This window comes from Leifsonia xyli (assembly GCA_001647635.1).
GTDB lineage: Bacteria > Actinomycetota > Actinomycetes > Actinomycetales > Microbacteriaceae > Leifsonia > Leifsonia xyli_A.
Genome location: CP014761.1, coordinates 2915274 through 2940103, shown reverse-complemented (window position 1 = coordinate 2940103; position 24830 = coordinate 2915274). Strand labels below are relative to the sequence as shown.

At 71.2% G+C, this 24830-nt stretch carries 24 protein-coding genes, 1 tRNA gene and 1 pseudogene; 9 read left to right on the top strand and 17 right to left on the bottom strand.

Translation table 11 applies throughout. From position 1 onward, the window contains the following. The first annotated feature begins 158 nt into the window (after nt 1-158). The 6 genes from A0130_14470 to A0130_14445 all read left to right on the top strand — a co-directional run bounded on the left by A0130_14470 (nt 159) and on the right by A0130_14445 (nt 7008). Nucleotides 159-1349, top strand: coding sequence for a sugar kinase (locus A0130_14470; protein ANF32708.1), 1191 nt, complete (start codon nt 159-161; stop codon nt 1347-1349). A gap of 69 nt (nt 1350-1418) precedes the next feature. Then, nucleotides 1419-2531, top strand: a complete 1113-nt coding sequence (locus A0130_14465; protein ANF32707.1) for an oxidoreductase — start codon at nt 1419-1421, stop codon at nt 2529-2531. Then, nucleotides 2528-3262: a glutamine amidotransferase gene (locus tag A0130_14460; protein ID ANF32706.1), complete on the top strand. Its 735-nt coding sequence runs from the start codon at nt 2528-2530 to the stop codon at nt 3260-3262. The genes A0130_14465 and A0130_14460 overlap by 4 nt, the downstream gene beginning before the upstream one ends. A 27-nt stretch (nt 3263-3289) precedes the next feature. Next, the gene (locus A0130_14455; protein ID ANF32705.1) at nt 3290-4333 is read left to right on the top strand and encodes an oxidoreductase; all 1044 of its coding nucleotides are present in this window, start codon (nt 3290-3292) and stop codon (nt 4331-4333) included. Continuing rightward, a complete protein-coding gene (locus A0130_14450; GenBank protein ID ANF32704.1) occupies nt 4330-5175 on the top strand; it encodes a recombinase in 846 nt (281 codons plus the stop codon). The genes A0130_14455 and A0130_14450 overlap by 4 nt, the downstream gene beginning before the upstream one ends. Before the next feature lie 864 nt (nt 5176-6039). Beyond that, on the top strand, nt 6040-7008 hold the full coding sequence (locus A0130_14445; protein ID ANF32703.1) for an NADPH:quinone reductase: 969 nt from the start codon (nt 6040-6042) through the stop codon (nt 7006-7008). On the opposite strand, the gene A0130_14440 is transcribed toward A0130_14445, so the two are convergent. The 9 genes from A0130_14440 to A0130_14400 form a co-directional block, all read right to left on the bottom strand. Continuing rightward, nucleotides 7005-7538, bottom strand: coding sequence for an acetyltransferase (locus A0130_14440; protein ANF32702.1), 534 nt, complete (start codon nt 7536-7538; stop codon nt 7005-7007). The two genes, A0130_14445 and A0130_14440, sit on opposite strands and share 4 nt — an antisense overlap. Nucleotides 7539-7620: 82 nt before the next feature. Next, complete coding sequence (locus A0130_14435; GenBank protein ANF32701.1) at nt 7621-9531, bottom strand: hypothetical protein; 1911 nt, start codon at nt 9529-9531, stop codon at nt 7621-7623. Nucleotides 9532-9851: 320 nt separating this feature from the next. Further along, nucleotides 9852-10541, bottom strand: a complete 690-nt coding sequence (locus A0130_14430) for a 50S ribosomal protein L1 (GenBank protein ID ANF32700.1) — start codon at nt 10539-10541, stop codon at nt 9852-9854. Nucleotides 10542-10613: 72 nt separating this feature from the next. Continuing rightward, nucleotides 10614-11045: a 50S ribosomal protein L11 gene (locus A0130_14425; GenBank protein ID ANF32699.1), complete on the bottom strand. Its 432-nt coding sequence runs from the start codon at nt 11043-11045 to the stop codon at nt 10614-10616. A 120-nt stretch (nt 11046-11165) separates the two neighbouring features. Beyond that, on the bottom strand, nt 11166-12089 hold the full coding sequence (locus A0130_14420) for a transcription termination/antitermination factor NusG (protein ID ANF32698.1): 924 nt from the start codon (nt 12087-12089) through the stop codon (nt 11166-11168). Between the two features lie 54 nt (nt 12090-12143). Beyond that, nucleotides 12144-12416, bottom strand: a complete 273-nt coding sequence (locus A0130_14415) for a preprotein translocase subunit SecE (protein ID ANF32697.1) — start codon at nt 12414-12416, stop codon at nt 12144-12146. 39 nt (nt 12417-12455) lie between these two features. Further along, nucleotides 12456-12531: transfer RNA gene (locus A0130_14410), tRNA-Trp, on the bottom strand. A 126-nt stretch (nt 12532-12657) separates the two neighbouring features. Next, complete coding sequence (locus tag A0130_14405) at nt 12658-13329, bottom strand: DNA-binding response regulator (GenBank protein ID ANF32696.1); 672 nt, start codon at nt 13327-13329, stop codon at nt 12658-12660. Next, nucleotides 13326-14531, bottom strand: a complete 1206-nt coding sequence (locus tag A0130_14400) for a hypothetical protein (protein ANF32695.1) — start codon at nt 14529-14531, stop codon at nt 13326-13328. The genes A0130_14405 and A0130_14400 overlap by 4 nt, the downstream gene beginning before the upstream one ends. A 114-nt stretch (nt 14532-14645) precedes the next feature. On the opposite strand from A0130_14400, the gene A0130_14395 reads away from it, so the two are divergent. The 3 genes from A0130_14395 (at nt 14646) to A0130_14385 (ending at nt 18379) form a co-directional block, all read left to right on the top strand. Next, nucleotides 14646-15875: a hypothetical protein gene (locus tag A0130_14395; protein ID ANF32694.1), complete on the top strand. Its 1230-nt coding sequence runs from the start codon at nt 14646-14648 to the stop codon at nt 15873-15875. Between the two features lie 26 nt (nt 15876-15901). Next, on the top strand, nt 15902-16195 hold the full coding sequence (locus A0130_14390; GenBank protein ID ANF32693.1) for a hypothetical protein: 294 nt from the start codon (nt 15902-15904) through the stop codon (nt 16193-16195). A gap of 93 nt (nt 16196-16288) precedes the next feature. Continuing rightward, on the top strand, nt 16289-18379 hold the full coding sequence (locus A0130_14385; GenBank protein ANF32692.1) for a recombinase RecQ: 2091 nt from the start codon (nt 16289-16291) through the stop codon (nt 18377-18379). Between the two features lie 53 nt (nt 18380-18432). On the opposite strand, the gene A0130_14380 is transcribed toward A0130_14385, so the two are convergent. The 8 genes and pseudogenes from A0130_14380 to A0130_14345 form a co-directional block, all read right to left on the bottom strand. Then, nucleotides 18433-19275: a hypothetical protein gene (locus A0130_14380; GenBank protein ID ANF32691.1), complete on the bottom strand. Its 843-nt coding sequence runs from the start codon at nt 19273-19275 to the stop codon at nt 18433-18435. 123 nt (nt 19276-19398) lie between these two features. Further along, on the bottom strand, nt 19399-20538 hold the full coding sequence (locus tag A0130_14375; protein ANF32690.1) for a UDP-N-acetylenolpyruvoylglucosamine reductase: 1140 nt from the start codon (nt 20536-20538) through the stop codon (nt 19399-19401). Next, entirely contained in the window at nt 20535-20987 is a 453-nt protein-coding gene (locus A0130_14370) for an acyl dehydratase (protein ID ANF32689.1), read from the bottom strand. The genes A0130_14375 and A0130_14370 overlap by 4 nt, the downstream gene beginning before the upstream one ends. Then, entirely contained in the window at nt 20987-21427 is a 441-nt protein-coding gene (locus A0130_14365; protein ID ANF32688.1) for a hypothetical protein, read from the bottom strand. The genes A0130_14370 and A0130_14365 overlap by 1 nt, the downstream gene beginning before the upstream one ends. Nucleotides 21428-21528: 101 nt before the next feature. Next, entirely contained in the window at nt 21529-21612 is an 84-nt protein-coding gene (locus A0130_14360) for a ribonucleotide-diphosphate reductase subunit beta (GenBank protein ANF32687.1), read from the bottom strand. Nucleotides 21613-21762: 150 nt separating this feature from the next. After that, nucleotides 21763-22793: pseudogene (locus A0130_14355) on the bottom strand (hypothetical protein). A 354-nt stretch (nt 22794-23147) separates the two neighbouring features. Further along, nucleotides 23148-23900, bottom strand: coding sequence for an ABC transporter (locus A0130_14350; protein ANF32686.1), 753 nt, complete (start codon nt 23898-23900; stop codon nt 23148-23150). After that, nucleotides 23887-24828, bottom strand: coding sequence for an ABC transporter (locus A0130_14345; protein ANF33466.1), 942 nt, complete (start codon nt 24826-24828; stop codon nt 23887-23889). The genes A0130_14350 and A0130_14345 overlap by 14 nt, the downstream gene beginning before the upstream one ends. Nucleotides 24829-24830 lie beyond the last annotated feature (2 nt).

The window sequence follows — 24830 nt, the reverse complement described above, 5'->3', positions numbered from 1 at the left end:
ACGTCGACATGTTCTCCTCGTCGAGTTCGTTGCGGTGTGGATGCGCTCGAAAGGGCGCGAGATCCATTCAAGCCGGACTTCTGCCGGGTGTCAATCAAAAGTCGACTGATGCATGCATATCTTTGGGCTGTGGGACGACACTGTGGTTCAATACCGTCATGACCGACAGCGCGCGCGATTCTGCGCTCGTCGCCGCAGACGCCGCCGAGTTGCTGACGATCCTGCGCGACGGCATCCCTCGGACGCGCGCGCAACTAGCCGAGTTGACGGGCATGGCCCGCTCGACCATCGCGTCCCGCATCGACCTGCTCACCGCCGCTGGCCTCGTGATCCCTGCCGGGGACGACCCCTCTTCCGGCGGCCGGCCTCCGGCGCGGATCCGCTTCAACTCGGAGTCGCGGGTCGTCCTCGCGATCGACCTCGGCGCGACGCACGGCGTGGTCGCCCTCGCCGACCTGTCCGGGAACATCATGGCGAGCCGGTCGGAGCGCCTCGCGATCGCCGACGGGCCCGCGGACATCCTGGATTGGGCGCTCGAGATCGCCTGCGAGCTCTACTCCGACTCCGGTCGCCGCCCAGAGGACCTGATCGGCGTGGGCGTCGGCGTCCCGGGTCCCGTGGAGCACTCGACCGGCCTGCCGGTCAATCCGCCGATCATGCCGGGGTGGGACCGGTTCGACATCCCGCGCTACATCCGGCGGGTGTTCGACGTGCCGGTCCTGGTCGACAACGACGTGAACCTCCTCGCACTGGGCGAGCAGACGCTGATGTGGCCCGAGGAGACCGACCTGCTGTTCGTCAAGGTGGCGACAGGCGTCGGCGCGGGGATCATCAGCGGCGGCCGGCTGCAGCGCGGGGCACTCGGCTCGGCCGGCGACCTCGGGCACGTGCGCGTCCCGTTCGGCACCGACACACCCAGGCACGGCGAGCAGGATGCCGACCTGGAGGCGCTGGTGAGCGGTCCGGCGATCGCGCGCACGCTGACCGCGCTGGGCTTCCCCGCCTCCACCAGCGACGATGTGGTGGAGCTGGCGCGCACAGGCAATCCGCGCGTGCTCGAGGCGATCCGCCAGGCGGGCCGCGACCTCGGCGCGGTGGTCGCCACCTGCGTCAACCTCCTCAATCCGTCGGTGATCGTCGTCGGCGGCAGCCTCTCCCGCGTCGGCGAGCAGCTCCTCGCCGGGATGCGGGAGGTCGTCTACCAGCGCTCGACGCCCCTGGCGACGCAGCACCTCACCATCACCCAATCCCGCTCCGGCGAGACCGGGGGCGTCATCGGCGCGGCCGTCATGGTCGTGCAGCGGGCCCTGGATCCCGATGCCGGGACGCCGCGCTCGCTCTTCCGCTGAGGTTCGCCCCTTGCCCATCAACCCCTCCGTGACCACGATCGAATCGATTCGAAATCCGAAAGAAGGCACATGACCACGAACAGCACCTCCTCCGGCCGCCCCCTGCGCGCCGGCGTCGTCGGCCTCGGCTGGGCCGGCCAGCAGCACATGGCGGCGTACGACGCTCTGCCCGGCGTCGAGCTGGTCGCCATCGCCGGCATGGAGGACGTCCCGCGCGCCGAGCTCGGCGAGAAGTACGGCCTCACCCGGTTGCACCGCGACTGGAAGGACCTCGTCGCCGAGGGCGACCTCGACGTCGTCAGCGTCGCCGTCCCGACCTTCCTGCACGCGCCCATCGCCGTCGGCGCCCTCGACGCCGGCCTGCACGTGCTCAGCGAGAAGCCGATCGCGCGCACGGCCGCCGAGGCGCAGACGATGGTGGATGCGGCCCACCGCTCCGGCCGCGTGCTGGAGGTCGCCTTCAACCACCGCCGCCGTGGCGACATCGAGGCGCTCAAGGCCGCGGTGGACGCCGGCCAGATCGGCCGCCCGTACCATGCGCGCGCCATCTGGCTGCGCCGGGCGGGCATCCCGGCCCTCGGCAGCTGGTTCACCAACCGCGAGATGGCGGGCGGCGGCCCGCTGATCGACATCGGCGTGCACGTGCTCGACTACGCGCTCCACCTCTTCGGCGAGCCGCAGGTGGCGGCCGTGTCGGCCGTGACGCACTCCGAGCTGGGCGTCCGCGGGCGCGGCGGCGCGACCGCGGGCAAGCAGCAGGTGGGGTCGGCCTACGAGGTGGAAGACCTCGCCAGCCTCCTGCTGCGCCTCGAAGGCGGCGGGTCGATCGTGATCGAGACGAGCTGGGCGGCGTACCGCCCGGCCGGCGACGAGTTCGGCATCACGCTCTACGGCACCGAGGGCGGCGCCGATCTGCGCGTGGTCGACTACGCGCCCTCCGGCGAGCTGACCATCTTCACGGGCGAGGGCGAGCAGAGCGAGGACATCTCGGTCACCGCCGACCCCGGCCGCGGCCACCTGGCGGTGGTGGAGACCTTCCTCGAGCACGTCGCCGACGAGAGCGCGTGGTCCGCCTGGGACGGCCGCCTCGCACTCGAACGCGCCCGCATCATCGACGCGGCCTACGAATCCGCACGCATCGGCGCCGAGGTCCGCCTCGCGCCCGTCACCGAAGGAGCATGACCATGACCCTGCGCGTCACCGTCTGGAACGAGGGCGTCCACGAGGCGACCCAGCCCGAGATCGCTGCGATCTATCCGCACGGCATCCACGGCGCGATCGCCGAGGGGCTGAGCGACCTGCTCGGCGACGAGGTCGCCGTGCGCACGGCGACCCTCGACGACCCCGAGCACGGCCTGAGCGAGGAGGCCCTCGCGGGCACCGACGTGCTGCTCTGGTGGGGGCACATCGCGCACGACCGGGTCTCCGACGAGGTGGTCGAGCGGGTGCGCCGACATGTGCTCGGCGGCATGGGGCTCATCGTCCTGCACTCGGGCCACTTCTCGAAGATCTTCATCCGGATGCTCGGCACCACATGCTCGCTGCGCTGGCGCAACCCGGAGGGCGGCGAGCGCGAGCTCGTGTGGAACGTGAACCCGACCCATCCCATCGCCGCGGGCGTCGACCAGCCGATCGTGATCGACGCGCAGGAGATGTACGGCGAGTTCTTCGACATCCCGACGCCGGACGACCTCGTGTTCATCAGCTCGTTCACCGGCGGGGAGGTGTTCCGCTCCGGCGTGACGTTCACGCGCGGACGCGGCAAGATCTTCTACTTCAGCCCCGGCGACCAGGAATACCCCGTGTACTTCCACCCGCAGGTGCGCCGCGTGCTCGCCAACGGCGTGCGCTGGGCGGCTCCGGTGGAGGGCGCGCGCCAGGCGCCCGAGGTCTCCAACCCCCAGCCCGTCTGACACCGACCCCAGGACCTGGAGGAACCCGTGACCGACCTGCTTGCCGCACTGCCCGAACCACGCCATCCGGACCCGCACGACGCCCCCGCCTTGCGCTGGGGCGTCCTCGGGCCCGGCGGGATCGCGGCCGACTTCACCGACGCCCTGCACCGGCACACCCGGCAGCGCGTCGTCGCCGCCGGTTCGCGCTCCGCGGAGCGCTCGGCCGCCTTCGCCGCGGCGCACGGCGTCGAGCGGTCCTACGGCTCGTACGAGGCCCTGGTCGGCGACCCCGACGTGGATGTGGTCTACGTCGCGACCCCGCACAGCGAGCACCGCGCGCACGCACTGCTCGCGATCGCGGCGGGCAAGCACGTCCTCATCGAAAAGCCGATGGCCGTGACCGCCGGGCAGGCGCGGGAGATCGTGGCCGCGGCGAGAGAGGCGGGCGTCTTCGCCATGGAGGCGATGTGGACGCGGTATCTGCCGCAGACCGACATCGTCCGCCAGCTCCTCGAGCAGGGCGCGCTGGGCGACGTGCGCGTCGTGACCGCTGACTTCGGCGGCCGCGTACGGTACGACCCCAGCAGCCGGCTCTGGGACCCGGCCCTCGCCGGCGGCGCCCTGCTCGACCTGGGTGTATACACGGTGTCCTGGGCCTCGTTCGCCCTCGGGGCCCCGGCGGGGATCATCGCGACCGGCACGCTCGCCGAGAGCGGCGTGGACGAGCAGGTCGCCCTGGTGCTGTCGTCCGCGCACGGCGCCCAGGCGCTGCTCAGCACGAGCCTGCTGGCGGGGACGCCCTCGCTCGGCACCATCAACGGCAGCGACGGCCGTATCGAGACCGACAGCCCGTTCTGGGGGCCGAGCGGCCTGAAGGTCTTCCGTCCGGACGGCACGCTGGCAGCCCACTGGCGCGACCCGTATGGTCGCCCGCACCGCGACGGGATGTCGTACGAGGCGGCAGCGCTCGCCCGCTATGTGGCCGAGGGGCGCACGGAGTCGCCGCTGCATCCCCTGGCCGAGGCGGTCGAGACGCTGGCGACCATCGACGAAGCACGCAGGCAGGTCGGCGCGACGCGCGTGAAGTGACGGCAAGCGTCGGCCGGACGAGGCACAATGGACAGGTGCTCGACTCCGCTCCGTACCGTTCGGCCGACCTCTACCGGCCGGGCGTCCTCGCGGATCTGAGCCCGGCCCGCCCGGCCCCCGTCCCGGTCGTCCCCGCGGTGCCCGGCGCCACCGGCCACCTGGCTCGCGTCGTCGCCCGGTCGTCGGATCGCGTGGGCTGGCTGCGCGCCCGCAGCCGCGGGATTACGGCGACGGACGTGGCGAAGCTGTCGTCACCGCGTGCCGTGCGCGCCGCGATGTACGACAAGCTCCACGGCAACGGCTTCAGCGGCAACGTCTTCACGCAGCACGGCCGCTCGCGCGAGCCCGAGATCGCGGCCTGGGTCGCCGCCACGCACGGCATCCAGCCGTCGGAGCTGCTGTTCCACGCCGAGCGCGACCGCCGCCACCTCGCGACCCCCGACGGCCTGGCCGTCCGCACGGACGACCGGATCGAGCTCTGCGAGATCAAGACCACGAACAAGCCGCTGCGCAGCATCCCGCGCCACTACCTGCGTCAGATCTGGTGGCAGCAGTACGTGCTGGGCGCCGAGCGCACCCTCTTCGTCTGGGAGCAGCACGACGGCTTCGTGCCGCTGCGCGACGAGCCGGAGTGCCGCTGGGTCGACCGGGACGAAGCGGAGATCGAGAAGCTGGTCGCCCTCGCGGCCGACCTGATCGAGCTGCTGCGTCAGGCGACGTCCGCGCCGACGCCCGCCTCACGCGCGAGCACGACGCCGGCACCGGCGGAGACCGCACCGGAGCCCGAGCCCACGCTCTTCTCGGTGACCCCGACCGGGATGCGTGTCAGCGCCAGCGCGTAGACCGCGATCCAGCCCACTGCGACCGTCGTCCCGATCAGCTCGAGCCACGCGCCCACGTCCGCGCCGACGCGCACGATCGCGAGCAGGCCGCCGACGATCGTTATGACCGCGACCGCGGCGCAGCTCATCCGCGACATCCACGACACCCGCGGCAGCCGGCGGCTGAAGCCGACCTGCAGCATCGCGAAGCACGCCGCCGCGAACCCGATCACCGCGGAAACCGTGTGGATGAGGTCCTGCGGCGTCGACCGCGGGTCGACGAGCGGCACCGGGCAGTTCGCCGAGCAGGTGATCTGCGAGGCGAGCACGAAGCACAGCGCCGCGAAGCCGAGCGTGACCGCCGGCGCCCACCGGTCGAGCCAGCGCGCCGATGAACGGATGTGACCGCTCGCGACCGCGATCGCGAACCCGCCGACGGCGATGAGCAGCAGGGCTACCGCGAACGGCGCGGCGGTCGGTGCGCCCTGCGCGCCCAGCTCGCTCACGTAGACGGGGTACGGCACAGTGAGCCGGGCGGCCCAGATGATGGCCAGACCGCCCAGCACGCACAGCGTCCCGATCCCCAGGAGGATGGGGACGGCGCGCTGCCAGCCGCGCGCGAGCACGGGGACGGCGAAGGGCTCGCGGGCGATCCGCAGCAGTCGTCGCACGGGTTGCTCCTCGGGTCGAGCCGGCGTTGTCCCCGGGCCTTCGGACAGGCGGAACCGGGTCGCAGCATCCTAACGGCCGCGCCCCTGGGAACGTCCTGGGGGTATCCGAAACAGATTGTTCACATGTGGTGACCCGAACGTAACACCCCCGACCCACGAGCAGGATTGACTGGCGGAACCGACCGGGGAACGGATCTCGACGAGGGGATGACTGATGCCGAAGACGATGCGGGCCGCGCTCCTGGACGACGCGGGCGGGCCGGACGCCCTCCGGCTCGGCGAGACGGCCTACCCGGACAGGGTGAACGCAGAGTTCCTGGTCAAGGTCGTCGCGGCGAGCGTCAACCCGATCGACGCGAAGACGCGGGCCGGGCGCGGGGTGTTCGGCGCCATCCACTCCTTCCCCGCGGTGCTCGGGCACGACTTCAGCGGGGTCGTGGTGGAGTCGCCGTACAGCGCCCATCCCATCCGTCCGGGCGACGAGGTGTTCGGGATGGTGGCCGTGCCGCGCTCGGGAGGCAGCTACGCCGAGTACGTGTCGGTGCCCGCGCTCAGCGTGGTGAAGAAGCCCGCGACGCTGTCTCACATCGAGGCGGCCGCGGTGCCGCTCGCCGCGCTCACCGCCTGGGGCATGGTCGTCGAGGTCGCCAAGGCGCACGAGGGCCAGCGGATGCTGATCCACGCGGGCAGCGGCGGGGTCGGCCACTTCGCGGTGCAGTTCGCGTCGTACTTCGGCGCGCACGTGATCGCGACGGCCTCCGGCTCCAAGGCGTCATGGCTGCGGTCGCTCGGCGCCGCGGAGGTCATCGACTACCGCACCACTCGCTTCGAGGACGTGGTGCACGACGCCGACGTCGTCATCGACCTGGTCGGCAACGTGCACGACGACACCGGGACGCGCTCGCTCGCCGCGCTGCGGCCGGGCGGCCTCATCGTCAACGCGCCGACCGGCAGCTGGCCCGGCTTCGCCGAGGACGCGGCGAATGCGGGGGTGCGGGGCACCGACTACAAGGTGGCGCCCGACGGCAACACCCTCGCGGTCATCGCACGCCTGCTCGAGGCCGGGAACGTCCGCGTCCACGTCGACGAGATCTTCCCGCTCGACCGGATCGCCGACGCACACGCGGCGATCGAGGGCGGCCACACCCGCGGCAAGATCGCCGTGAAGATCGCCGAGGGCTAGAGCGCCCGCTCCATCACGAAGTCGTCCTCGTAGCGGTCGCCGACGAGGAACCGCTTCGTCCCGACGCGTTCGAAGCCGTGCTTGCCGTAGAAGCGCTGGGCCCGCGCGTTCTCCTGGTTGACGCCGAGCCACATCCCGTCGGCTCCGGCCGTCACGGCTGCATCCATACTCCCCGCCATGAGGCGCGCGGCGACGCCCTCGCCGTGATGGCCGGGCAGCACGTAGCACTTGCTGAGCTCGGCGGTCGGACGCACGTGGATGGCGGCGCGCACATCCTCGTCCGAAGGCTCCCCCAGGTTGACCATCGTGTAACCGACGGCCGCGCCGTCCGCATTCTCGGCGATCAGCAGTCGCCGGGTGCGGTCGGCGAGGTACTCGGCGAACCGCTCCTCCGACAACACCCCCCGGATGAAGGCCGCCTTCGCCTCCTCCGTCGTGTGCGGCGGGCAGGCGAGCGGGAAGGTCGCGGCGGCGACGGCCGCGAGGGCCGCTTCGTCGCCCGCGGCGGCGGGGCGGATGGTGACGGTCACCTCCCCAGCCTAACCAGCCCCACACAGCGGACCGGCCGCCTCCGCGAGGGAGACGGCCGGCCCGCGATGGGACGGGATGCGGCTAGTGCCGACCCTGCGCGACCCAGCTCAGCAGGTCGAAGGAGACGCCGCCGAGGCCGGTGACGTCGTCGTAGCCCTTCGCCGTCTTCAGCGAGCTGTCGAGGTCGAGCGACACGAGGTAGCTGTTCCCGCTGGTGGCGCTGGTGTAGGCGAGCGCCTGCTGCGTCGGCTGCGGCACCACGTCGCGGTACGCGTTCGGCAGGATGCGCTTCACGCCGTACAGCGTCGGGTTCGCGAACCCGATGGTGGTGCGGGTGGCCTGCTGCACGATCGCGATCTGCGCGGCCACGATCGGCGAGGCCAGCGACGTTCCGCCGTAGGTCTCGTTCTCGTAGTCGCCGGTCGTGAGCGTGGAGTCGTCCACGATCGGGCTGATCCCGATCAGGAACCCGGTGTACGGGTCGGCCAGGGCCGCCACATCCGGCGAGACGCGCTTGCCGTTCGCGAGGCCCGCAGGGACGATCCCGCGCTGGTAGTCGGGCTGCGCGAAGATCGCGCTGACGCCGCCGCCGGCGCCGCCGCCGTAGTAGCTGCCGGGCAGCGGAGCCGTGTAGCTCAGCGTGCCGTCCGACGCCTTCTGCACCTTGTCGAGGATGTTGCCCCAACCGGTCTCCCACGCGATCTTGCCGTTCTTGCCGATCGCGGTGCTGGTGCCGCCGACCGACGTCACCCACGGCGAGGACGCCGGGAAGTCGGGCGAGGCGTAGCCCAGATTGATGGTCTCGTCGCCGTTGTCACCGCTGGAGAAGTACAGGCCGATGCCTTCGCCCGCCGCCTGGAGCTGCAGGTTCACTTCGCCCTGGATCACGTCGGCCGGGACGGCCTCGCCCACGTTGCCGTAGCTGTTGCTGACGATGTTCGCGAGCTTGTTGTCGAGGATCTTCGACATGGCGATGTCGAGGCCGCCGGAGCAGTCCGTGCCGCCGACGTACAGGATGCGCGCACCCGGTGCGATGGCGTGGACCGACTCGACGTCGAGCGTCTGCTCACCCTGCCATCCGCTCGGCTGCTGGCACAGGTCCTGGTCGGTGAACTGGCTGGGGCTGGGGACGAGCTGCTGATAGCTGGAGTTCGTCAGCCCCGGCTCGCCGTTCTGCTGCGAGTAGGTGTTGACGTCCTTCAGGATGCTCGGGCTGGCGTACGCGTCGATGATCGCGACGGTCTGGCCGGTGCCGTTGACACCCTTGGCGCCGAGGGCGTCGAGGCCGTAGGCGCTGCGCAGCTGCTTGGGCGTGTAGCCGCAGATGTTCGTGTTGAACTGCGTCTGCCCGTACGCGGCCGGCATCGTCGCGGTGTGCTCGCCGATGTAGTGCGAGCAGGGTGCGTTGACGACCGGAGCGGCCGCGGCCTTGCGCTGCGCGAAGGGCGTGGCCGTGGTGCCGAGGTCGCCCTGCTTGATCGAGTCGGGGCGCGTCGTCGTGCGCGACTGCTCGACGCTGATCGCCGACACCTTGTTCGCGAGGGCCGCCGGGACCGACGGGGCCGACGCCGGAGCGATCAGCTGCTTGCCCTGGTGCTTGAACGTGTGCAGCGAAGTGCCGAAGACGGAGCCGAGCTGCTCGGGGGTGCCGCGGAAGACGACGTACTGCCGGCTGTCCGGGACGCCCTGGATGGTCAGGCCCGCCGCCTTGATGAAGTTGACGACCGCGTCGAAGTCGGGCTTGGTCGGCGAGAAGCGGTTGATCCACTGCTGCGGCGACAGCGCCTTGCGGTAGCCGTGGTCGAGCGGGTTGGAGACGGCCTTGGCGAGCGCTTCGGCGCCCTTCTGGTCGCGCAGCGGCAGGTAGATCTCACCCTGCACTGTGGTGTCCGCCGGGGCCGCGCCCGTGTCGTTCGCGGCGGTAGCCCAGGACGGGACGGAGCCGGCATAGGGAACCCGGTCGGCTGCGCCGGCCGCGGATGCCCCCGCCAATGACAAAGCCACCACGGCGGACGTGGTGGCGATGATCCCAAGAGCCCTCTTGTGGAGGGATCGGGTCGTGCGAAGTGCCATGAATGTCATCCTTCGTATCGGGACCGGCTCTGCTGTGAGCCGCCGCGCGACGCGCGACAGGAGCGACCCTAAACCCGCTCGTTCTGCCGCCACAAGAGGGGGTAGACAGTTCTGTTGCGATGGTTGAGCTGAGTAAACCTTCAACCTTCGGCAAATATCCTGACGGGAGCCGGAAAACGCCGAAAGGGCCGGGACCGGCACGCGGTCCCGACCCTGTCGGTGAAGTTCGCGGAGCGAACTCAGATGGCGTTGACGTCCAGCGGGATGCCCGGGCCGAACGTGGTCGACACGGCGCCCTTCTGGATGTAGCGGCCCTTCGCGGCGGACGGCTTGAGACGCACGACCTCCTCGAGAGCGGTCTTGATGTTGTCGTTCAGCTGCTCGGCGGTGAAGCCGGCCTTGCCCACGACGAAGTGCACGTTGGCGTGCTTGTCGACGCGGAACTCGATCTTTCCGCCCTTGATGTCGGAGACGGCCTTGGCCACATCAGGGGTGACGGTGCCGGTCTTCGGGTTCGGCATCAGGCCACGCGGGCCGAGCACCTTGCCGAGACGGCCGACCTGGCCCATGAGCTCCGGGGTGGAGACGGCCGAGTCGAAGTCGGTGTAACCGCCGGCGACCTTCTCGATCAGGTCGGCGCCGCCGACCTCGTCCGCACCCGCCGCGATGGCCGCCTCGGCCGCGGGGCCGGTGGCGAACACGATGACGCGGGCGGTCTTGCCCGTACCGTGAGGAAGAATGACGGTACCGCGGACCATCTGGTCCGCCTTGCGGGGGTCGACGCCGAGCTTCAGCGCGACCTCGACGGTCGAGTTGAACTTCGCGGAGCCGGTCTCCTTCGCGAGGGCGACGGCCTCGCTGGGGGTGTAGAACTTTCCGGCCTCGATCTTCTCGGCCGCGGCCCGGTAGGCCTTGGACTTCTGTGCCATGTGATTTCTCCTAACGAGAATGTGGTGCGAGCCTGGCCGGCTCTTCCACGAGATGTCTTGAGGGGGTCGGGCTTACGCCTCGACCGTGATGCCCATCGAACGGGCGGTTCCGGCGATGATCTTCGACGCCGCGTCGATGTCGTTGGCGTTGAGGTCGACCATCTTCTGCTCGGCGATCTGGCGCACCTGCTCCTGGGTCAGCTTGCCGACCTTGGTGGTGTGCGGGACGCCGGAGCCCTTGGCGACGCCGGCCGCCTTCTTGATCAGCTCGGCCGCGGGCGGCGTCTTCAGGACGAACGTGAACGAGCGGTCCTCGTACACGGTGATCTCGACCGGGATGACGTTGCCGCGCTGCGACTCGGTGGCCGCGTTGTACGCCTTGCAGAACTCCATGATGTTCACGCCGTGCTGACCCAGGGCCGGGCCGATCGGCGGGGCCGGGTTGGCGGCGCCGGCGTTGATCTGAAGCTTGATCAGACCGGTGACCTTCTTCTTCGGTGCCATGTCTCTTCCTTCTTTGTGTATTCGAGCGCCTTCAGGCCGCAGCCCTGCACGCTCTCCCGGTTTCTCGGCCCTTCCGAGACCCGGTGTTCTCTAAAACAGTGGGGAGGCTCCGGATGTTCCCTAGAGCTTCGTGACCTGGTCGAAGCTGAGCTCGACCGGCGTCTCGCGCTCGAAGAGCGACACGAGCACGGTGAGCTTGCCGCTCTCCGGCTTGATCTCGCTGATCGAGCCCGGCAGGCCCGCGAACGAGCCCTCCTTGATGGTGATGGTCTCGCCGATCTCGAAGTCGACCTCGGCGGGGATGACGCGCGCGGCGGCCTTCTGGCCCTTTGCAGCGCCCTTGGCCGGAGCGGCCTCGACCTGCACCAGGCTCTTCAGCATCGAGAAGGCCTCCTCGAAGCGCAGCGGCGTCGGGTTGTGGGCGTTGCCCACGAAGCCGGTCACACCCGGGGTGTGACGGACGACCGACCAGCTGTCCTCGTTGAGGTCCATGCGCACGAGCACGTAGCCCGGGATGCGCACGCGGTTGACCATCTTGCGCTGGCCGTTCTTGATCTCGACCACGTCCTCCATGGGGACCTGCACCTCGAAGATGTAGTCCTCCATGTTCATCGAGACCATGCGGTTCTCGATGTTGGACTTCACGCGGCGCTCGAAGCCCGCGTACGAGTGGATGACGTACCACTTGCCGATCTTGGAGCGCAGCTCGGTGCGGAAGGCTTCGTAGGGGTCGGCGACGGCCTCCTCCTCCTCGTCCTCGACGGCGAGCTGGGCGGCCGCGGCCTCCTCCTCGTCGTCGACCTCGAGGGCCTCGTCGACGGCACGGTCGGCCTCGGGGTCGACAGCCTCCGCCATCGCGTCCAGCACCGCGTCGAGGTCGATCTCGGTGCCGTCGTCGGCGACGACGTGCAGCGCCTCGTGCTCGGCCGCGTCGGACGCCTCGTCCTCGCTCGCGAGGACGTTGCCGGTCTGCGCCTCGTCGTCTTCGGAGGACTGCTCCGCAGCAGGGGCCCAGTCCACGTCGTCGCGATTCGTCTCAGACACTGAATTCATTCCATTTCTTGTCGGGGGGAGCGGATGCGCTCCGTTCGACGTCGTCTACTTCGGGTTTCCGAAGACCCAGACGACACCCATGCCGAACACCCAGTCAAGGAGTGACACGAGAGCCATCATGATCACCACGAACACCAGCACCACGCCGGTGTAGCTGAAGAGCTCCTTGCGGGTCGGGGTGACGACCTTCCTGAGCTCGCCGATGACCTGCCGGATGAACAGGGCGATCCGGGCGAAGGGGTTGCGCCGCGCAGCGCGATCCTTCTTCGCGTTGGCGACGATCTCCTCGCTCGGCTCGTCGATTACCTTTCGGGCCACCTCGTTACACCTTTCGTGGATCGGCACCAGAGTGCCGACTTGCAGGGCGGACAGGAATCGAACCTGCAACCTGCGGTTTTGGAGACCGCTGCTCTGCCAATTGAGCTACCGCCCTAAGAAGCGAATCGCCGAACCTCACGTCGCACTCATTCGTCACAAAAAAGGGCGCAGAAAAGCTTGGCAGATTCAACCACCGCGTCAAGTGTACGTGACGCCGATGCCCGCCCGCAAAGCGGTCGGCCTAAAGGAGCTTGCGCTCCAGCGCCCACGCCGTCAGCTCATGCCGGGACGAGAGCTGGAGCTTGCGCAGCACCGCCGAGACGTGGCTCTCGACCGTCTTGATCGAGATGAACAGCTCGGCGGCCACCTCCTTGTAAGCGTACCCGCGTGCGATGAGCCGCATCACCTCCCGCTCGCGGGCGGACAGCCGGTCGAGCTCGTCCGTCGACTCCGCCTGCTCGCCCGCAGCGGCGCCGAACGCGTCGAGGACGAATCCGGCCAGTTTCGGCGAGAACACCGCATCCCCGCCCGCGACAGCGAGTACGGCGTCGCTCACCTGACGTCCGGAGCTGCCCTTGGTCAGGTAGCCGCGGGCGCCGGCGCGGATGACGCCCACCACGTCCTCGGCGGCGTCGGACACGCTCAAGGCCAGGAAGCGGACCGACGGCGCCTCGTGAGCCACCCGGCGGATGACCTCGGCTCCCCCGCCACCCGCCCCTCCTGGCAGGTGCACGTCGAGCAGCACCACGACGGGCCGGGTCTCGAGGATGGTGGCGACCGCCGCATCCACATCGGCCGCCTCCCCCACCACCTCCAGCCGTTCGTCGAGGTCGGCGCGCAGGCCGGAGCGGAAGATGGAGTGGTCGTCGACGACCACCACGGTCACGGGGTTCGGAGTGTCGGTCTCGCTCATGGGGTCTCGCTGGGGATGTCGATGCTCAGATGGATCTCGGTGCCGGTCTCGCGGGCGGTGACCGTGGCGTGGCCGCCGGCACGACGCATCCGGCCGATGATCGATTCTCGGACGCCGAGGCGCCCCTCGGGAAGGGCGCTCACGTCGAATCCGGGCCCGCGGTCGCGGACGAACACATCGGCGCGGTCGGCGGTGTGCTCGATGTAGACCGAGACGTCGCCGCCCGCGTGCCGCGCCGCGTTGAGCATCGCCTCGCGGGCCGCCGCTCCCAGCTCGGACGGCGCGCGGCGCACGGGCTCGCCCACCGAGACCACGTCGAAGTGCACGGCGTGGTCGACCTCCAGGGCCGCCGCGACATCCCGGAGCTCGCCGGCCAGGTCGCGCTCCTCGCCCTCGGCCGCCGCCGCGTCGGCGTACAGCCAGTCGCGCAGCTCGCGCTCCTGCGCCCGCGCGATGCGCCCGACCTCGCTGGAGGCACCCGCCCGGTTCTGGATGAGGGCCAGCGTCTGCAGCACCGAGTCGTGCAGGTGGGCGGCCATCTCCGCGCGCTGCTCCTCCTTGATGCGCGCGGTGCGCTCCGCGATCAGCTCGCGCCAGAGCCGCAGCCCCCACGGCGCGACGAGCACGGCCACGCCGGCGAGCGTGGTGATCAGGATGCCCAGCCACAGCACGCCCGGACCGCCCGCGTCCTGCGTCAGGGCGAGCGCGAGGGCGACCACGACGAGGAACGCGCCGCACGCGATGCGGAAGACGGTCGGCGTCAGCGGCGAGAAGGCGGCCGGCTCCTCATCGGTCAGCTGCTCCCAGGCCACCGCGACGACCAGGAGGGCGGCCGATGCCACGAGCGCCCCGAATCCCGGACCGAGCGCTCCGCCGCCCGCGAGCACGACCGCCGCGATCCCCGAGACGGCGCCCGCTCCCGCCAGCACCCACGGCACGTTGACGCGACGGCGCACGCCCTCGGCCGGGTCGTCGCCGGACGGCGCGCGCAGCGGCGTCAGCGCCCAGAACCAGAGGTAGAGGAGCACGCCGCCCCCGCCGAGCAGGGTCAGCCCGACGAACACCCAGCGTACGGCCGCCACGGGCCAGCCCAGGTGGTCCGCCAGTGCGACCGAGACGCCGCCGATCACGCACGAGCGCGGACGCTCCAGCGCCGGACGCCGGAGGGGCGCCTGGGGGTCGGCGGATGCGCTGGTGGACATGCCGGTATCCAAGCAGACCCTTCCCCGCCCCGCACGGGCGACCGGCGGGGATCAGGGTGCGGTCAGGGCTTCCCCCGATACCGGCGCGACCGGCGCGCCGCCAGGATGAGGAGCATGTCAGAGAACGATCAGACCCGGCCGGTGGGGACGCCCGGCAACCCGTACGGCGGCCCGCAATCCGGGTTCGCCGGCCGCGGCACGCGCTTCTTCGACTGGATGCGCGGGCTCGGTGTCGTGCGCGCCGACGGCTGGCTGGGCGGCGTGTGCGCCGGGATCGCCTACCGGCTCGGCATCGACCCGCTCATCGTGCGCGGCATCGTGGTGGTCGCGGGCATCCTCGGCGCGCCGGTGCTGCTGCTCTACGCGGCGGCGTGGGCGCTCCTGCCCGACCGCGACGGCCGCATCCATCTGCAGAGCCTCTTCGAGGGCGACTTCGAGCCGCCGATCGTGGCCATCGGCGTCATGGTGCTGCTGTCGCTCCTGCCGTGGACGAGCGGGCTGTGGTGGACGCACGGCGCCTTCTGGGACGTCTCGGCCTGGGGCGACGTGGTCGGGCGCGTCGTCTGGACGCTGGTGGTGGTCGGTGCGGTGATCGCGTTGATCGTCGTGGGGGTGCGGCGGGCGGATGCGCGGTCGGCGGGGGCCTACTCGTCGTATGCGTCGCCTGCGACGGCGTCGCCGGCGGCTCCGGCGGACGCGGCCACCGCATCCGCCGCGCCGGCCGCGCCGGCCGCCACCAGCGCGCCCGCGGCGGCGCCGCCGTCCACCGCGGTCGAGCCGGATGCCGTGCAGCTCGACATCGCCACGGAGCCGACCCCACCGCCCGCTCTGCAGCAGGGCGCGACGACCGAGGAGGTCGCCGACTGGCAGCAGCGGCAGGCGCAGTGGCGGGCCGATCACGCGGCGTGGAAGGCGCGCCTCGCCGCCGACATGCGTGCCGTGAAGACCCAGCGCTCGGCCGAGCTCCGGGCCCAGGTCGCGGTCGCGACCGCCGAGGCCGCAGCCCGGCGCGAGGCGTTCCGCGCCGCGAACCCGCGTGTCGGCGCCGCGATCGGCTGGCTGACGGTCGGACTCGCGCTCGTCGCCGGCTCGCTCGTGGCCATCGTGTGGCCGCAGCTCGCCGATGTCGCGCGCTACACCACCGCGGCCGGGCTCGCCGCCGCGACCCTGGTCGTCGGCGTCGTCGTGCTGATCGCCGGTCTCGCCCGACGACGCAGCGGCTTCCTCATCTTCCTCGGGATCCTGCTCGCGGTGCTGACCGGCGCCGCGCTGTTCCTCGCGGGGGACGGCCTCGCCGGCCTCCGCCTCACCACCGAGGGCCTCCCCGTCCTCCTCCAGCAGTGAACGCCCATCCAGAAGGAGCAACGGACATGACCGAGACGAACATCACTGCACCCGTTCCCACTCCTCCGTCGGCCGCGGCGGCCCCCGCCCCGATCCGCTGGGGCGGGGTGGTGTGGGGGATCCTGCTCACCGCCTTCGGGGTCGCGACGCTGTACGTCGTGTCGTCCGCCGAGCGCGCCGACCGCGTGGGCTTCTGGGTGGGATCGCTGACCCCGGGGTCCGCCTGGGCGCTGGCCGCCGCCCTTCTGGGCCTCGTCATCGTCGTCTCGGCGCTGCTGGGCGGCATCCGGGCGGCGCAGCGACGGCGGGTGCGTCCGTAGGCCGAAGCTGTCCACAACCGCGGCCGGGAATCGTTCTCCACAGATTCCCGGCCGCCGGGCGTCGGCGTCGGGCGTGCCTGCGACGATGGCTTCATGACCACAGCGACCGATGCCCTCCTCCGTCTCCGCACCCTCGTCGGACGACCGGAGGCCGAGTTCCACGACGGGCAGTACGAGGCGACCTCCGCGCTCGTCGACGATCATCGGCGCACGCTGGTCGTGCAGCGCACGGGCTGGGGCAAGTCGGCGGTCTACTTCGTCGCCACGATGCTCCTGCGGGCGCGCGGAGCCGGGCCGACCATCCTGGTCTCGCCGCTTCTCGCTCTCATGCGCGATCAAGTGGCGGCGGCCGAGCGGGCCGGCGTCCGCGCCGTCACCATCAACTCTGCCAACCGGCATGAGTGGGACGATGTGGCCGCCCGCCTGCGAGACGACACGGTCGACGTGCTGCTCGTGTCTCCGGAGCGGCTCAACAACCCCGAGTTCCGCGACACCCAGCTTCCTGCCCTCGTGGAACGCTGCGGGCTGCTGGTCGTCGACGAGGCGCACTGCATCTCCGACTGGGGCCATGACTTCCGGCCGGATTACCGACGGCTGCGCGATCTGATCGCGCTCCTCCCCGATGGCGTGCCGGTGCTCGCGACGACGGCGACCGCCAACGAGCGCGTCGTGGCCGACGTGGTCGAGCAGTTGGGCGCGGGGCGGGAGTCCGAGGTGCTGACCATCCGCGGCCCGCTCGCACGGCGCTCGCTGCGCCTCGGCGTCCTCCCGCTGCCGGATGCGACGGAGCGGCTGGCGTGGCTCGCGTCTCATCTGGCCGACCTGCCCGGCAGCGGCATCGTCTACACGCTCACGGTCTCGGCCGCGGAGGACACCGCGCGGGTGCTCCGTCGTGCCGGGCACGAGGCGCACGCCTACACCGGGCAGACGGACACCGCCGAGCGGGAGGAGCTCGAGGGCCGGCTGAAGCGCAACGAGGTGAAGGCCCTCGTCGCCACCAGCGCGCTCGGCATGGGGTTCGACAAGCCCGACCTCGGGTTCGTCGTGCACCTTGGCGCGCCGTCCTCGCCCGTGGCGTATTACCAGCAGGTCGGGCGCGCCGGCCGCGCGACCGACAACGCCGACGTGCTGCTGCTGCCCGGCCCGGAGGATCGCGCGATCTGGCAGTACTTCGCCACGGCGTCCATGCCGTCGCGCGAGAAGGCGGCAGCGGTGCTCGACGCGCTCGGCGCCCAGCCGCAGTCCACACGCGTGCTCGAGAGCAGGGTCGACCTGCGCGCGTCCACGCTCGAACTGCTGCTGAAGGTGCTCGACGTGGATGGTGCGGTCCGCAGGGTGAGCGGCGGCTGGGTCGCCACGGGTGCGCCGTGGGAGTACGACGAGGAGCGCTATGAACGCATCGCCGCCGCACGCGAGGCCGAGCAGCGATCGATGCTCGAGTACGAGGCGACCTCGGCCTGCCGGATGGAGTTCCTGCAGCGCGCGCTCGACGACCCGGCGGCCGGTCCCTGCGGCCGATGCGACAACTGCGCCGGTGTCTGGTTCCCTGCCGACGTCGACGCCGGCGCCGCCAGTCAGGTGGGCTCCCTGCTCGACAAGGTGGGGGTCGAGATCGAACCCCGCAAGCTCTGGCCGACCGGCGCCGACCGCCTCGGCGTACCGGTCAAGGGCAAGCTCGGCCCCGAGCAGCAGCTCCAGCCCGGCCGGGCGCTCGCGCGTCTCACCGACCTCGGCTGGGGCGGCCGCCTCCGCGAACTCCTCGCCGACGACGCCCCCGATCAGCCCGTCCCGCAGCCCCTCCTCGATGCCTGCGTCCGAGTGCTGGCCGACTGGGACTGGGAAGCGCGGCCCGCCGCGATCGCCGCGATGCCGTCGCGCCGCCGGCCGCAGTTCGTCGAGTCCCTGGCGCGCGGCCTGGCGACCGTGGGTCGCCTCCCGTTCGCCGGAACGCTCACCTGGCGCGGAGGGCCGCCCTCCGGCGCCCCGGGCGGCAACAGCGCCTTCCGCCTGGCCGCGGTCTGGGACCACTTCTCGGCCGACGGACTGCAACTGCCGCCCGGCGCTCCCGTGCTGCTGGTGGACGACCTGGTCGACAGCCGCTGGACGATCACGGTCGCCGGCCAGGAGCTGCTGCGCGCGGGCGCGTCAGCCGTGCTCCCGTTCGCGGCGGCAATGCGCAGCTGAGGAGGGGCGGCCGCCGGGTAAGTCAGAGGGGCCGAGTCGGGGGCGCCGCCGAATCAGATGAAGTCGCCGCCGCCGAAATCGCCGCCGCCGAAGCCGCCCCAGTCCCCACCACCGGAGTCGCCTCCCCAGCCGCCGGAGTCACCACCCCAGCCGCCGGCGTCGCCGCCACCGCCGTCCCAGCCGGCCGCCTCGGTCGAGCCGGCGTCGGCCGAGCCGCCATCGCCCCCCGAACCATCGCCGCCGGAGCCGTCGCCGCCCGAAGTGTCGCCGCCTTGACCGTCGTTGTTGTTGTCGCCGGCGTTCTGGTTGTCGCCGTTCTGGTTATCGCCGTTCTGGCCGTCGGCTCCCTGGTCGGCCTGGTTGTCGAAGGGGGAGGGCAGGAAGGCGCTGACGAGCGCGGAGCCGATGACGTAGCCCGCCACGCTTCCGAGGAGCGAGCTGGCGAACATGCCGCCGAAGCCCATCCCGCCGCCGTACCCACCGCCCCGGGGACCGCCGCCGAGCGCCCGCTCGAGCGTGCCCGGCTGGCGCAGCTCGGAGCGGGTCGCCGACTGGGCCAGCGAGCGGGGGTCGTCGCCGCGCGGCTGCTCGCCGGCGGGCGCGTTCTCGCTGAGCTGCTGGAACAGCAGGCGGCGCTGCTCGGGCGTCAGCTTGGCGAACGCCTCCTCGTGGACCTGCTCGATCGTCTCCGGAGGCGCGGTCCGGAGGAGGTAGCGGTAGCGCTCCACCGCGATCTCGTCCTCGCTGCGGGGCTGCCCGGTGGGAGCTCCCGCCGCCGGCCGCGACCCACCGCCGGCCTGGGGCTGACCGCCCGGTGCCGGATAGCCGGCGTACTGCTGCTGCGATCCCTTCGGGCGCGGTTCCTCGCGTCCGAGCAGGCGGTCCAGGAATCCCATGTCTTCCCCTTCGATCCGGTCCGGCGCGAAGCGCGCCGCGGTGGACCCAGCCTAGGGAGTCCGGCGTGAGAATACTCTCAGAGTTCGACGGGCATCGGCCCTGTAGCTGCCGCGAGGATGCCGTCAGAGCGAAAGACCGACCAGGACCGGCTCCGGCTGCAGCACGACGCCGAACTCCGCCTGCACCCGCGCCTGGATGAAATCGGCCAGCTGCACCACGTCCGCCGCCGTGCCGCCTCCGCGGTTGACGATGGCGAGCGTGTGCTTGGACGAGATGCCGGCGCCCGATCCGGGCAGGGCGAACCCGCGGCGGATCCCGGCGTGCTCGATGAGCCACGCGGCGCTGAGCTTGACCGTGTACTCGCCGCCGGCCAGGCCGGGGACGTCGAGCGGGTGCACGCCGCCCGGCGGGAGCGCGATCACGGCGTCCGGTTCGGCCGGCTGCTGAGGCCAGCGCGGCGCGTCCGCGGGGAGCGACCGCGCGAAGCCCTCCGAGACGATCGGGTTGGTGAAGAAGGAACCGCAGCTCACCGAATCCGGGTCGCCCGGGTCGAGGACCATGCCCTTCGACGACCGCAGGCCCAGCACCGCCCGTCGCAGCTCGGCGACGGGCACCCGCGACCCGAGCGGGACGCCGAGTGCGTCGGCCAGCTGCGCGTACGCCACAGGAGCGCTCAAAGGAGCGCCGGCCCCCTCGGCCACGCTGTTGTTCGCAAGCTCGAGATCCACCGACAGCACGACCCCGCGCCGTCCCCGCTTCAACACGGACGTACGGTAGCCGAGGCCGAGTTCTGCGCGGGTCAGCGAGACGACCTCGCCGCTCTCGTCGTCGAGGAACTCGACGCCCACCAGCGAGGACTCGATCTCCTGCCCGTACGCGCCGATGTTCTGCACGGGCGCGGCGCCCGTCGACCCCGGGATGCCGGAGAGCGCCTCGATGCCCGACCAGCCGTTGCCGACGGTCAGCGCGACGAGCTCGTCCCACGGCTCCCCCGCCTGGACGCGGATCCGGACGCGTCCCTCGGGCGCAGGGAGACGCTCGACGCCGCGGGTGCGGATGTGGATGACCGTCCCCTCGAAGCCGTCGTCGCTGGCCACGGTGTTGGAGCCGCCGCCGAGCAGGAGCCAGTCCTCACCCGAAGCGCGCGCATCGAGGACCGCCGAGATCAGCGCGTCGCGATCGTCGGCGGCGACGTAGTCGTCCGGCACGCCTCCGACGCGGATGGTCGTCAGGTCGGCGAGAGCGGGGATGGCGTCGGTCATGCGAAACGGACGCGGACCTGCGCCTTGCCCAGCACGGTCTCGCCGCCGAACGTGGTGGTCAGGTCGACGCGCGCGATGCGGGCCTCCGCATCCAGCTGTCCGACCTTCGCCGAGACCGTGACGGTCGCGCCCTCGGACGGGTCGACGACGACGGGACGCGTGAAGCGCACCTGGTAGTCGACGATGAGCGCCGGGTCGCCCGCCCATTCGACGACCGGCTGCACCGCGAGACCCATGGTGAGCATCCCGTGGGCAATCACACCGGGAAGGCCGACAGAAGTCGCGATGTCGTCGCGGTAGTGGATCGGGTTGAAGTCTCCGGACGCCCCCGCATAGCGGACGAGGGAGTCGCGGGTCACCTCGAACGTGCGCTCGGCGACGATGTCGCCGACGCTCAGCGCGTCGAAGTCGGGGGTCTCGGGAGCACCAGGGGCCTCGAAGTACGCCATCACTCGTCTCCTCGCACGACCAGGGTCGAGATCGCGGTCACGACGTGCGCGCCGTCCGCGTCGACGATGGTGGACTCGGCGGTCACCATCGAGTGCGCGCCGAGCGACTTGACCGACGTGACGCGCAGCGTGGCGGTCAGCTCGTCGCCCGCGAACACGGGGCGGGTGAAGGAGAACCGCTGGTCGCCGTGGACGACGCGGCTGAAGTCGATGCCGGCGTCCGGCTCCGCGAGCAGCTGGGCGAGCGTCGACTCCTGCACCACCACCGGGAAGGTCGGCGGCGCGACGAGGTCGCGGTGTCCGGCGGCCTGTGCGGCGTCGAGGTCGTAGCTGATCGGGTCGGTGGCGAAGACCGCGCGTGCGAACTCGCGCACCTTCTCGCGCCCCACGAGGTACGGCCGGGTCGGCGGGAACTCCCGCCCCTGCAGCTCTGGATTCACTGGCACCGGACGATTCTACCGACCGCCCGGCAACCGCCGCGGAAAACGGAAGACCCCGGAGGCCAGTGGCCTCCGGGGTCTTCGTGCTCGGTGCTAGCGCCTTACTGGCAGCTGTCGCACTGCAGCAGGTCCATGGGGTCGACGGGAACCGAGTAGCCGCCAACGCTGTCGTTTTCGTAGTCCATGATGGCCTCCCCTGAGAAGTCGGTGATCCGCGGTTCCCGCGGTGTTTACCCACTATATAACCCGAATGACACGATTGTCATTCCACTACATGTAGTGTTTTCGAGATTTTTTCTCCGTGTCCCCAAGACTAGGGTCAACCACCGACATCGCTACCCCACGAACCCCGCCAGTGCGTCCTGCGCGAGCGCCGTCCGCAGCCGCGCCATCGCTGCCGGGTCGACGTTCACGATGGACTGTCCGTCGGCCGACGTGCCGGTGCCGGCGGTCGGGATGGTGAAGGTGTGGATGCTCGACATGCCGGAGATCTTCATGCTGGCCGCCAGGGCGATCATGGCCTGCAGGGTGAAGCCCTGGTCCACCTTGACGCACGAGCCCACGGCGGCGGCGAACGAGGTGAGCTTGCCGGGATCGGCGAGCACCGAGAGGCTCAGCACCTTGGTCCCGAAGGCGCGCATCAGCGCCTGCTGGTCGGCCACGCGCTGGTAGTCGGCGGTCGCGAAGGCGTAGCGCTCGCGCGCGAAGGCGAGGGCTTGGGCGCCGTCGAGGTGATTCATCCCCTTCACGAACGTGTAGTGGGGCGCCCGAACGGTGGTGAAGCCGACGGGACTGTCCACGTCGACTCCCCCGAGAGCGTTCGTCATCGCCTTCAAGCCACCGAAGTCGACGATGGCGACGTGGTCGATGCGTGCGCCGAGCAGTTGCTCGACGGTCTGAACCACGAGCGGGGTGCCGCCCCACGCGAGCGCGGCGTTGATCTTCGCGGTGCCGTTCCCCGGGATGGGGACCCAGAGGTCGCGCATGATCGACATGATGTAGACGTTCCGCCGGTCGGCGTCGATGTGGACGAGCATCATCGTGTCCGCCCGCTGGTTCGTCACACCCTCCGCCCCGATGCCGGTCGGCGCGCCGCGCGAGTCCGAGCCGAGCAACAGGATGTTCACCGCGCCCGTGGGCGACGCGGCGGGCCGGGTCGTCTCGGCGGGGAACGCCTTCTGGAGATGCGACACGTGGGAGTCGAAGGTCGACGCCACCGAGCCCGCGTAGAGGGTCCCGCCACCCACGGCGGTGACCACGACGGCCGCGAGCAGGATGACGAAGACGGTCAGCGCGACGAACCACCGGGGTGGCGGTGGTGGGAGGCATGCGGGGCGCCTCGGTGATGATCGGCGAAGGAGACCATGTTCCCCGCCCCCTTCCGCGTCCGGCCGGGGACGCCTCGTCTGAGCGACTGAATGAGCAATGCTCATCTATTCGCAGAGTACGTCGGGGATCTGGGTTTGTCCTCCTTTTTGCGGACAGGTTTGTACCCCACTGATGGGGACAGGGGTCCGCCAGAATGCGGTCGGGGACCGCGGTCAGCGCTCAGGGGCGCTCCTCGTCCTCCTCGAGCGACTCGTCCGCATCCACGAAGGAGTCGTCGCTCTCGGTGGCGGCGATCGCCTGCTCGGCCTCGGCCTCGGCCGCTGCGGCCGCCTCGCGTTCCCGTCGTTCGTGACGCATGTCGTGTCCCCTCACGTGTAGCCCTGCCGCGATGTTAACCGCTGACGACCGCCACGTCATCCGCCTCCAGCGCATGCCGGCCGCGGCGCCGGGCCTCCCCGCCGAGCCGTCCGTCGTGCAGCTCGAGCACGCGGTCGGCGCGGGCCATCAGCAACGGGTCGTGCGTGGTCACCACCGCGGCGATCCCCTGGCCGTGGACGAGGTCGACCAGGAGGTCCATCACGGCGCTGCCGGTCATGCTGTCGAGCTGGCCGGTCGGCTCGTCGGCGAAGATGATGCGCGGGTCCGCCGCAAGAGCCCGCGCGATGCCGACGCGCTGCTGCTGGCCGCCGGAGAGCTCGGTCGGGCGCTGTCGCGCGTGCTGTGCGAGGCCGACGCTGTCGAGGAGCGCGGCGACCCGGGCGTCCCGCTCCTCGGCGGCCACCCCCAGCAGCCGGAGCGGCAGCTCGACGTTCTCCGCCGCAGACAGCACCGGCACGAGGCCGAACGACTGGAACACGAAGCCCGTGCTCCGGCGCCGCAGCTCCACCAGCTGCGCCTCGGACGCGGTGGTGAGCTCCACGCCGTCCAGGCGGACGGTGCCGCCGGTCGGCCGGTCGAGTCCGCTGAGCACGTTGAGCAGCGTGGTCTTGCCCGAGCCGGACGGCCCCTTCACGACGACGAGCTCGCCCGGACGCACGACCACGCTCGCATCCACGAGAGCGGTGACGGTGCCGGCCGCCGTCTCGAAGCTGCGGGAGACGCCCTCGGCGACGAGGAGCGGTTCGCGGTCGTCAGTGTCGGTCATCGTCGTCCTCTCCGGACCCGTCGGCGTGTGGCCAGACGCCCACGTGGTCCTGTTCCAACGCGAGACGGACGCGGTCGCGCATCCCGAGCGTCGTCAGATATTCTTGCGGCAGCTGCAGGCGGCCGACGCGGTCGAGCACCGCGAACTCCTCCGCCACGGTGTGCTCGTCGCCGTGCTCGTTGACGCCGGTGCGGCGCAGCACCTCGGTCGCCGTGCGGCCGTCGCGGATCTGGACGGTCCGCGCGACGTGGTCGGAGACGGTCGGATCGTGGGTGACGATCAGGGTCGTGACGCCGAGCTCGCGGTTCGCGCCGCGCATCGCCTCCAGCACCTCGACGCTCGTGGCCTCGTCGAGCTCGCCCGTCGGCTCGTCGGCGAGCAGGACGGCGGGCTCGTTTGCGAGGCCCACCGCGATGGCCACGCGCTGCTGCTCGCCGCCGGACATCTCGGTGGGGCGGCGGTCGGCGCAGTGCGACACCTCCAGCAGATCGAGCAGCGCGGTCGCGCGGCGCTCGCGGTCCGGGGTGCGCGCGACGGACATCGCCAGTGCCAGGTTCTCGCGGGCGGTGAGATAACCGAGCAGGTTGCGCGAGGTCTGCTGCCAGACGAAGCCGACGGTCCGGCGCCGGTAATCGACGCGCTCCTTATTACTGAGCGCCAGCAGGTCGCGCCCGGCGACGCTGACCGAGCCGGCCGTCGGCTTGTCGAGTCCGGACAGGATGCCGAGCAGCGTCGACTTGCCCGAGCCGGAGGCGCCGACGATGGCGACGAGTTCGCCGCTGTCGACGCGCAGGGTGAGGCCCTGCAACGCCTGCACCTCGACGCCGTCGGCGGTGAAGATGCGGACCAGGTCGGCGCAGCGGATCGACGCGTCGACGCGGACGGCCGCATCGGCGCGGGTGGCCGAGTCGGCCCGGTCGGGGGTCACGG

Excerpts from the sequence above, each read along its gene's own strand:
- A0130_14370 (ANF32689.1), bottom strand. The coding sequence starts at position 20,987 with ATGGCGTACTTCGAGGCCCCTGGTGCTCCCGAGACCCCCGACTTCGAC.
- A0130_14360 (ANF32687.1), bottom strand. The coding sequence starts at position 21,612 with ATGGACTACGAAAACGACAGCGTTGGCGGCTACTCGGTTCCCGTCGAC.
- A0130_14470 (ANF32708.1), top strand. The coding sequence starts at position 159 with ATGACCGACAGCGCGCGCGATTCTGCGCTCGTCGCCGCAGACGCCGCC.
- A0130_14395 (ANF32694.1), top strand. The coding sequence starts at position 14,646 with ATGTCAGAGAACGATCAGACCCGGCCGGTGGGGACGCCCGGCAACCCG.
- A0130_14465 (ANF32707.1), top strand. The coding sequence starts at position 1,419 with ATGACCACGAACAGCACCTCCTCCGGCCGCCCCCTGCGCGCCGGCGTC.
- A0130_14350 (ANF32686.1), bottom strand. The coding sequence starts at position 23,900 with ATGACCGACACTGACGACCGCGAACCGCTCCTCGTCGCCGAGGGCGTC.
- A0130_14400 (ANF32695.1), bottom strand. The coding sequence starts at position 14,531 with ATGTCCACCAGCGCATCCGCCGACCCCCAGGCGCCCCTCCGGCGTCCG.
- A0130_14375 (ANF32690.1), bottom strand. The coding sequence starts at position 20,538 with ATGACCGACGCCATCCCCGCTCTCGCCGACCTGACGACCATCCGCGTC.
- A0130_14380 (ANF32691.1), bottom strand. The coding sequence starts at position 19,275 with ATGGGATTCCTGGACCGCCTGCTCGGACGCGAGGAACCGCGCCCGAAG.
- A0130_14405 (ANF32696.1), bottom strand. The coding sequence starts at position 13,329 with ATGAGCGAGACCGACACTCCGAACCCCGTGACCGTGGTGGTCGTCGAC.
- A0130_14430 (ANF32700.1), bottom strand. The coding sequence starts at position 10,541 with ATGGCACAGAAGTCCAAGGCCTACCGGGCCGCGGCCGAGAAGATCGAG.
- A0130_14460 (ANF32706.1), top strand. The coding sequence starts at position 2,528 with ATGACCATGACCCTGCGCGTCACCGTCTGGAACGAGGGCGTCCACGAG.
- A0130_14385 (ANF32692.1), top strand. The coding sequence starts at position 16,289 with ATGACCACAGCGACCGATGCCCTCCTCCGTCTCCGCACCCTCGTCGGA.
- A0130_14425 (ANF32699.1), bottom strand. The coding sequence starts at position 11,045 with ATGGCACCGAAGAAGAAGGTCACCGGTCTGATCAAGCTTCAGATCAAC.
- A0130_14390 (ANF32693.1), top strand. The coding sequence starts at position 15,902 with ATGACCGAGACGAACATCACTGCACCCGTTCCCACTCCTCCGTCGGCC.
- A0130_14445 (ANF32703.1), top strand. The coding sequence starts at position 6,040 with ATGCCGAAGACGATGCGGGCCGCGCTCCTGGACGACGCGGGCGGGCCG.